The sequence below is a fragment of the Aquiflexum sp. genome, assembly GCF_041751335.1.
GTDB lineage: Bacteria > Bacteroidota > Bacteroidia > Cytophagales > Cyclobacteriaceae > Aquiflexum.
On the sequence record NZ_JBGSXS010000282.1, the window covers coordinates 1 to 9090 of the forward strand.

Sequence of the window (9090 nt, forward strand, 5' to 3'; positions counted from 1 at the left end):
GTTTTAATATCAGCCGGTGTTTTTCAGACCACTGGCCAAAGCAGTGGTGATTTCCAGCAATTTTTTTACCAGAGGTTCTCCTATTTCCGGGTTATTGCTTTTTATCTTTCTCCATTTGGACAACTCATCAATTTGGAGCTTATGGAGGACTTTCAATGCTACTTCTCTTCTCCATTGGTTGTCAAGTTGACTTGTTCTACGGGTCTCCCGTTCCTTATCAAACATTGCTGCAATTTCATTAAGCCCTCTTTGGTATTCTTCCAGAATGATTTTCAGGATTTCATTTCTTGTCTTTTGATTTTGAACCAGGTTGGCATATTGTTTCATCAAATTTGGGTCAGCTGACATTAGATTGGTTTCCAATTGTATCAAAATATACCTCAACAAAGGCCATTTCCCGGCAAATTCCCTTAGATCTTGGTATTCCGCCGGGTTGTCTTTTCTTAGTTTTTCCAGTCCGAACCCGATTCCAAACCAACCTGTAATATTGAATCTTGACTGACTCCAACTGAAAACCCAAGGGATTGCCCTTAGATCTGAAAGACTTCTGGTACCGGTTCTCCTTGCCGGCCTAGAACCGATCTTAATTAATTCCAGAACGTCTATTGGCGTAGCTTCCCCATAAAATTCTATAAATGCAGGATGTGTGATCAAGGCATTATAATAAGATATGGAATATTCAGAGAGTCGTTTAAGGGATTGGACAGGGTATTCGGGGATTTCGATTGGGAACTGATAGGAACCTGTCTGAAATGCAACACCAGACAATATCATTTCAAGATTATAGGTACCGTTGAGTAAGTTTCCAAATTGCTGGGCAATAGTTTCACCCTGTACAGTCAGTTTGATTTGACCGCTCAGACTCTTCAATGGCATGCTTTCCAAAAATCTATGGTATTTGCCTCCACCTCTGCTGATAGTGCCGCCGATCCCATGAAAGAATCTGAATCTTAACTTGTGCAACAAAGCTATTTTGGATAACCGCTGTTCAGTGTGGTAGATATTCCATCGACTAGCCACAATTCCGCCATCCTTATTGCTGTCACTATATCCAAGCATGATTTCCTGAACATCCGTTTTTGTAATAAAGGGATGAGAAAAGTAATCGTCCATAATTTTGGAGGAATGTTCCAGATCTTCTATAGTCTCAAAGAGAGGGACTACCTGAAAGTATTTCCTATCCAATCCGACTTCCCTCATAAAAAGGTACACAGTCAATAAATCCCTCAGGCCCCTCGTCATACTGATAATAAATGAACCAATTCCCTTAGTTCCATAGGTGTCGGTATGATTTTTTACTACCCTGAAGCAATCAAGTACTTTGTCAGCCTCTTCCCCAAATGATTCTCCTAAAAATGCAAATGGCCTTTCACTCTGAAGCTCATTGGAGATAAAAGAGAGTTTTTCCTCATCAGACCAGGTATTGTAAGCTGTTTTGTCATGGAGGACAACATTCAGGATCTGCTCCAAGGCCTTGTCATGAAATTCACTGTTTTGACGGATATCAAGTTTGGCCAGATGAAATCCAAAGCATTGGACATGCCTCTCCACAGGAAAAACCAAAGATTCAGCAATCTTCGCCGCTTTGATTTCCACTAGGCTTTTCCTTAGAATTTTCAAATCATCCAAAAGCTCTTGGGAGTCAGCATAATATTTGAATTCAGTAAAATCATCGTGGATGGTGTTTTCCAATTTGAGTGAAACAAGGTTAAGAAACTGTCTCCAAGGTTCATGGTTATTTCTTTCCATTGCCTTTTTCCCTGCTTCCCCAAACACTACCGCCATTTCATTGACGGATAAGATCAATTGGAATGGCACCCGACTCCTTATTTCAGAAAAACTCAGGTGGGCAGCTAAGTCCCTGATTTTTTCTCGTATGATTTCCAAAGAAGCTTTCCTATGTGCCAATAGGGTATTGCCGGTAATTTCTGCTGTGACATAAGGGTGACCATCCCTGTCGCCTCCGACCCAACTTCCAAATTGTATCAGGGGAAAGGCTTTTAGGCTATTTAGCGATTGAGAATTGAATCCCGCATATTTCCAGCTTTGACGGAATTGCTGATCACTTTTTTTAAGGATATCAGGAAAAACTTTTGTAAAATAATGCATGACATTATTGCGCTCGGAAATAACGGTCGGTTTTTCCAAATAGACTTCCCCCGTTCTCCACCAGCGTTCCAAAAGTGAAATAATTTCATCTTCGATCAGCTTTCTCTCAATCTCGGAAAAATTATTGTTTTCCAGTTTTACCAATTGTAAATAAATCGCTCTGTGTAGTTCAAGAATGGAAATCCTTTTAGCCTCTGTGGGATGTGCTGTCAGTACAGGAATTACCTTGACCTCTCTGATGATCTCAAGGATTTGGTTTTCTGTCAAGCCCTGCTTTTTCCACCTTTCAAAGGTTTCTGACCAAGAACCACGGATAGCATCCATTCCATTTTCGTTGACCTGTTTTCTTCTGAATTGTACAGCGGCATTTTCTTCAACCAAATTCATCAATTGGAGATAAATACTGAGAAACTGAATTTGTTTTTCCTCAAGGTCTTCGGTCAACTCTTCCAATTTTTCTTGATTAAGTTTTCCGTTCAATAATGGAGAGAGTTTGTCTTCTCCAATGTCTATCAATACTCGTTTATAGCATTCAGTTAAAAATGCCATGTCTTTTTTTATCTTTTCAAAAATGAATTCCGGCGAGAGATTACTCATATTTTTTTAGATTAATGTTTTAAAAATCAATGAAACCAAATTTAGGGATATATTTATTAGGGACCTTTTTTTGTCCATTCAAATAATTTAGACCCCAAAGAAGGGATGTAATGATTAATACCTCTAAATTTATAATGGTTATTTGCTTCTTTGCCAGTAACCCAATTTTCTACTACAAACAGGTTGGAAGTCCGAAGTCGGAAGTCCGATGTATTGGACAATTCAGTTTTTTGCAAGAATTATATTTAATTACCATTTTACTTGCATCATTGCGTACATGCATGAAATCTAATTTATGAAAAAGATCAAAGGAGATACTGTCAATTGGGGAGTACTTGGGGTCGGGAATGTTTGTGAAGTCAAATCTGCTCCCGCTATGAACCTGATCCCAAATAGTCGTTTGGTAGCGGTAATGAGAAGGAGTGAGGAAAAAGTCAAGGATTATGCAGAGAGGCATCATGTTCCGAAATGGTATACATCAGCTGATGAACTGGTAAATGACCCGGAAGTCAATGCCATCTATATTGCCACACCTCCAAATGCGCACTTGGAACTTACAAAATTAGGTGCAAAAGCAGGAAAGCCTGTCTATGTGGAAAAACCCATGGCCAGGTCATTTACGGAATGCAGGGAAATGATAGCTGTTTGTGAAGCAGCAGGAGTTTCTCTCTATGTGGCTTACTATAGGAGGGCTTTACCACATTTTGTCAAAATAAAAGAATTATTGGATGGGGGTTCCATCGGGGAAATCAGGACGGTTCATATTAATTTGAAACAAATATTAACTCCGGATGTGGTGGTTCATTTGGAAAATAACTGGAGGGTAGATCCAATGATTGCTGGTGGAGGATATTTTTTTGATCTTGCTTCCCATCAATTGGACTTATTGGATTTCTTTTTTGGGCCCATTTTAAAAGCACAGGGTTTTGCAAGCAATCAGGCAAAAGCCTATAAAGCTGAAGATATTGTTTGTGGGAGTTTTGTTTTTGAAAGTGGGGTAGTGGGAACAGGAAACTGGTGTTTCACCACATGCAAAGTTTCGGAAATAGACGAAATTACCATCTATGGTAGCAAAGGGAAAATCAGCTTTGAGACTTTTGGTAAGGGAGAATTTGTGCTGGAAAGAGATGAACTAGAAACCATGCTCTTCCAAGTGGACCTGCCCCATCATATTCAGCAGCCTTTGATCAATACTGTCGTTGATGATCTTTTGGGGCAAGGTGAATGTCCGAGTACAGGAATTTCAGGTGCAAGGACTAATTGGGTGATGGATAGGTTGGTGGGGAGAGAGGGTAGATTTTAGATTTTAGATTGAAGATTTGTGTAAGTCTCATGGCAAAAATTTGGAAGGAAAACATTGATGAATTTTTAAGCCTTAATCATTAATTGGCAAATTATGATTGTCATTCCAGATCCTTTGACCTTTCCAAGTAAGATTGTTTGGATTTTCGTAATTATTAATATTCCAAGCCCCACCGTTGCCACTTATTGTAAGGTCGTTTTTATCTCGGCCAAACCAATGCCAAGCCACTCTTCCAAATGAATGTGTTTCAGCTGCCTTAAACATATATTCAACCCTAGTAGTGTTTATTCTTGGCGCATTGGTGGACTACAAGTAGGTTCATACGTCACCTGTGATTTTTTCCTAAAATTCAATTTGCTTAAATCTTTCATAAATCTTTGATTTTTCGATATTTCCGAACCGTTTTGGCATTTATTCAGTTTTCTTGGTTCAGCATTTTTAATTAATCCAATAATACATAATCATGGAAAACATAAAAGACAAAACCGCACTTATCACAGGTGGAAGTAAAGGAATAGGATACGGCATTGCTGCAGCTTTAGTAGCACAAGGAATAAAAGTAGCCATTACAAGCCGATCTCAGGATGCAGCTGACAAAGCCGCTGTAAAACTCAATAATTTAGGAGGTGGGGAAGCCTTTGGCTTTGAGGCTGACGTAAGGGATTTTGACTCCCAAACAAAGGCTGTAAAAAAGGTGTTGGATAAATGGGGCCAATTGGACCTTATAGTAGCCAATGCAGGTATTGGGCATTTTGCACCGATTCAGGACCTAACTTTGGAGCAATGGCATGAAACCATAGATACCAACTTGACAGGAGTATTCTATAGCCTAAAAGCTGGAGTGGAAGCGCTGAAATCCACTAAGGGATTTTTCATTAGCATTTCAAGTTTGGCTGGCACCAATTTCTTTGCCGGCGGCTCGGCTTATAATGCAAGCAAGTTTGGTGTTACGGGGTTTACTCAAGCAGCCATGCTAGACTTGAGAAAGGACGGAATCAGGTTCACTACCATCATGCCAGGTTCAGTAGCCACTTATTTCAATGACCATACACCGAATGAAAAAGATGCATGGAAAATTCAAATTGAAGACCTTGGACAAATGGTCGTTGACTTGCTGCAGATGCACCCTAGGACCTTACCAAGTAAGATTGAAGTAAGACCAAGCATGCCCGGATGATTTGAATCGTCCGCCAGCGAACAAAGTTGTTCGGATAAAATTAGCCACAACTGTCCATAATTGCCCTTATACGGACAATTATGGGCTTTTTTTTGTGGCATGGCTTTGGGATTATGTCCGATGTCAGATGACCGATGACCGATGATTCTGTCACCGGTCATCGGTCATCCATCATCAATTAAATACTTATACTAATATTTTGATCTCACTTTGAATCTCAAACCTACAAGCCACCATGAAGGCCTAAAATCTCACGTCTCAAGTCTAAAATCTCACGTCTTAAAAAAATGATCCAACTTACAAACATTGATAAATTCATCGATTCCCGGTTTCAACGGGTATTTATACTAAAAGGGATTGACCTGAAAATCGATCAGGGTGAATTTGTGACTTTTATGGGCCCATCCGGGGTAGGGAAGTCCACCTTGCTCAATATTATCGGTCTGTTGGATGAAGAGTATGAAGGACAATATCTTTTTGATGACAAATCTATCAATGCCATGAAGGACAGACAAAGGTCGGCACTTCACAAATCCGAGTTCGGATATATTTTTCAGGCGTACCATCTGATTGATGAATTGACGGTTTATGAAAATATTGAAACCCCCCTGCTCTATAGGAATGTATCCGGATCGGAAAGAAAAAGTATCATAGCAGACCTGCTTGACAGGTTTAATATGGTAGCCAAGAAAGATCTCTTCCCAGAACAGCTGTCAGGTGGTCAGCAACAGTTGGTTGGCATTGCTAGGGCAATTGCTGGTAAGCCGAGGGTATTGTTGGCAGATGAACCCACAGGTAATCTTCATTCTGCTCAGGCAAAGGAAATCATGGAAGTATTTAAAGAATTGAATAAAGAAGGGACCACAATCATTCAAGCGACCCATTCCAGGGAAAATGCAGATTATGGTACCCGTTTGATAGAAATGCTGGACGGAAAAATTGATCAGGACATTGCAATTTGATATGATAAAGATTCTAATTACTTCCTTGGTTTTGGGCCTTTTTATTGGTGAACTTAAGGCACAGGACACTATACCTCTCTCCTTTCAGGAGGCGGTGAAAATCGGATTGAAGCAAAACCTGCAATTTCAATCCCTCATCAATCAGCAGGATGTACTACACATGGAAAAGCGTGCTGCTCAAATGGGACATTTGCCTAGGTTGAATCTGAATACATCAGTATTGCAGACGGTAGGTCAACAGTTTCAGCAGGTGGAAGGTCAGCTTATTGTAGTCAATCAGGTCAACAATATTATTGATGGTGGAGCAAACGCCCAAATGCCGATTTATAATGGAGGGTTGAGAATCAAAAATACACAAGCAACCCGCTATTTTGAGGAAGCAGGTGAATATGGTCTGTCAAGGGCCTCGCAGGAAGTGATGTTCAATATTGCCCAACAATACCTTCAGGTGTTACTGGATGAAGAATTGTACCGTATTGCCCTTGAAAATCTTGAAAATCAGAAAAAACAGTTGGAGCAGATAGAGGGCTTTGTAGAAGCAGGGCTGAGAACACTTTCTGATCAATATAACCAACAGTCTGAAGTTGCCCGATTGGAGACAGTGGCTTTGAATGCCAAAATTCAATGGGAAACGGATTTATGGACTCTTGCGGAAACATTGCAATTGGGACCAAATAAACTTCCTGCACTACAGTCAGTTGAAATGGAAAATATGGAGAGTGCCTATATGGGCAGGACTTTAGATGAATTGTATGATTTGGCTTTTGAAAATAGACCCGATCTTGTTCAACAACAGCTATTGGAAGAAGGGAATATCAAAATGGTGGCTGTTTCCAGGTCTGCTATGCTTCCCCAACTCAATGCTTTCTTCAATTACAATACATTCTTCACTTCTTTGGATGAAAGAAGTATCAGGGATCAATTTCTCACGATTTTTCCAAGAAGGGCTTATGGTATTTCTTTGAATATCCCGATTTTCAATAATTTCGATAATAAGGTGGCTGTAGCCAGAAGCAAAGTGAATCTACAAAATCAACAACTTGAAAAATCAGCACTCGAAAGAAGAGTAACTCAAGAAACCAAACTGGCCTACGAAAACTTCAAAGCCTCCATCAAGAGGGAAGAAACCACCAAGGTGCAACTGTCTGCTGCTGAAGAAGCCCAAAGGGCAATTTCAGAAAGATTCAGGTTAGGGGTGTCCAATTTTGTGGACTTGGCCCAAGCCAATCAACAATTGGTCACTGCCCAATCGGATTATGCCCAATCACTCTATACATTGTATTTTCAGGAAGTGATTTTGAGGTTTGCGTTGGGGGTTTTGGATGTGGATTGATTAATTCTATATATGCAGAGATGGAGAAAATTGCCTTCGATATAGTGCGCTCCTTCAAATGACATAACATAGCTTTTAAAACCTGTTTTGGTTTTGAATTTAAGTTATGCAACGACGAGACTAGCCATATTGCAATTAGAATAAAGAAGCATTTTGACAGTGAACAGGGGGGATTTCAAGAAGTGAAATTGCTAAGCTAATAATTTTTGACAATCTCTAAAAAAGCTGGCCGAAAAGCTGGAACAAGCTTTTTTATTAGTGGTATCCCCCCAGTTCCAGCTATCATCCGTCCTTCGGCTTAACATCAGCACGGATCCTTTCGTATCTTGCTCTTATATCGTTTCCCAGTTTTTCAAAATTATCTTCTAACCAGTCAATACTTTCCTTCACAGTATCATCTATGTCCTCGGAGGTATTTCTATTTGCAGATGTAGTTCTGCTTTCTCTCCAAGTTTCCACCCTTGAAAGATGCATTTCTGATTTTTCATTCATCTCAAACTCTTTCTTTTTACCTTCAATTTTGGCCTCTTCATACTTGACTTGGATTTCTCTCAAATCTTCAAGATCCTCCTCTTCAGCATTCATATAGGCAGTTTCTGCGCGTTGCTCGAGATTTGAATACCTACGGTCCAGGTCCGTCCAGTTATGATCCGTTCTTTCGTCGGCTACTCTATCTACTGAGTCCACAAAGCTTTTGAGATCATCTTTTGCTTCTTTCCTTTCATTATCGCGTTCAGTATTGTCGCATGAAATCATCATGAACAATGCGCCGCTTACAATCATCATCTTGGTTGTTTTCATAATCAGTTGAATTTTTTTAATTGGTTTGTAATCTAATAATTACAATATGCATACCTGTTTGATAATTTTTCGGTTGAAAGTTAAAAAAACCCTTTTAAGCGTTAAAATTCAAAGATTTCTAAAAGTATTTATCCTTATACCTATGAGGGTTTTATTTTGGTTCAAGCAAAAATCCCACATTTTGGGTAATTTTTTACCCAACTTTTAAAAAGGTAAAAAAAAATTCACAACCTCTTTTTGTTAGATCAAGTTCTGATTTAAGGAGATTGTGGCAAGCTGTATCGAGAGAATTACTTTTTTTAATCTGCGTTTTCAGATGACCCCTTAGTTTTATTTTTATGATCCATATTTAAAATCCCGGATTCAATTACTTCCTCTTTAAGGGTAATACCCCCTTTTATTCCAAAATCCAATGCAGAATATGCATTATTTCCCCGGGTTATATGTTCGGGAAAAATCAAAGTAGGTCTCATGAGTAATTTTTCAATTGAATTCACCAGTTTTTCACACACACATCATGTGGGAAATGGATTCGTCTGTTTTGTTTTTGATCATCTTTTGCAGGTGACCTCTAGCCCTGCTCAATTGTGATTTGGAGGTGTTTTCACTGATCCGAAGTTTTTCAGCTATTTCATGATGGGAATAACCTTCAATGGCATATAAATTGAAAACCGTTCTATAGCCTGAAGGGAGACTGTCGATAAGCTTCATCAGGTCTTCCACCGCCAGACCATCGCTTGGCTGGGAATGTAACGGTGCCGGTAGGATTCCGTCGAGTCCAATTTCATTAAAAAGGTTCTTTTCTTTT

At 39.5% G+C, this 9090-nt stretch carries 8 protein-coding genes; 4 read left to right on the forward strand and 4 right to left on the reverse strand.

Features of this window, described 5'->3' with window-relative positions:
* Positions 1–9 precede the first annotated feature (9 nt).
* A complete protein-coding gene (locus ACEW8U_RS15855; RefSeq protein ID WP_373523031.1) occupies positions 10–2706 on the reverse strand; it encodes a phosphoenolpyruvate carboxylase in 2697 nt (898 codons plus the stop codon).
* A gap of 295 nt (positions 2707–3001) precedes the next feature.
* On the opposite strand from ACEW8U_RS15855, the gene ACEW8U_RS15860 reads away from it, so the two are divergent.
* The 4 genes from ACEW8U_RS15860 (at position 3002) to ACEW8U_RS15875 (ending at position 7481) form a co-directional block, all read left to right on the forward strand.
* On the forward strand, positions 3002–4009 hold the full coding sequence (locus ACEW8U_RS15860; protein WP_373523032.1) for a Gfo/Idh/MocA family protein: 1008 nt from the start codon (positions 3002–3004) through the stop codon (positions 4007–4009).
* A gap of 463 nt (positions 4010–4472) precedes the next feature.
* Positions 4473–5186 (forward strand): SDR family oxidoreductase, encoded by a 714-nt coding sequence (locus tag ACEW8U_RS15865; protein WP_373523033.1) that lies wholly within the window; start codon positions 4473–4475, stop codon positions 5184–5186.
* Positions 5187–5473: 287 nt separating this feature from the next.
* Positions 5474–6148 (forward strand): ABC transporter ATP-binding protein, encoded by a 675-nt coding sequence (locus ACEW8U_RS15870; RefSeq protein WP_373523034.1) that lies wholly within the window; start codon positions 5474–5476, stop codon positions 6146–6148.
* A gap of 1 nt (position 6149) precedes the next feature.
* Entirely contained in the window at positions 6150–7481 is a 1332-nt protein-coding gene (locus ACEW8U_RS15875) for a TolC family protein (protein ID WP_373523035.1), read from the forward strand.
* Between the two features lie 282 nt (positions 7482–7763).
* On the opposite strand, the gene ACEW8U_RS15880 is transcribed toward ACEW8U_RS15875, so the two are convergent.
* The 3 genes from ACEW8U_RS15880 to ACEW8U_RS15890 form a co-directional block, all read right to left on the reverse strand.
* Entirely contained in the window at positions 7764–8282 is a 519-nt protein-coding gene (locus ACEW8U_RS15880) for a hypothetical protein (RefSeq protein WP_373523036.1), read from the reverse strand.
* A 299-nt stretch (positions 8283–8581) separates the two neighbouring features.
* Positions 8582–8779, reverse strand: a complete 198-nt coding sequence (locus tag ACEW8U_RS15885; protein WP_373523037.1) for a hypothetical protein — start codon at positions 8777–8779, stop codon at positions 8582–8584.
* Between the two features lie 7 nt (positions 8780–8786).
* A partial coding sequence (locus ACEW8U_RS15890) for an RNA polymerase sigma factor (RefSeq protein ID WP_373523038.1) occupies positions 8787–9090 on the reverse strand: 304 nt, incomplete at its 5' end.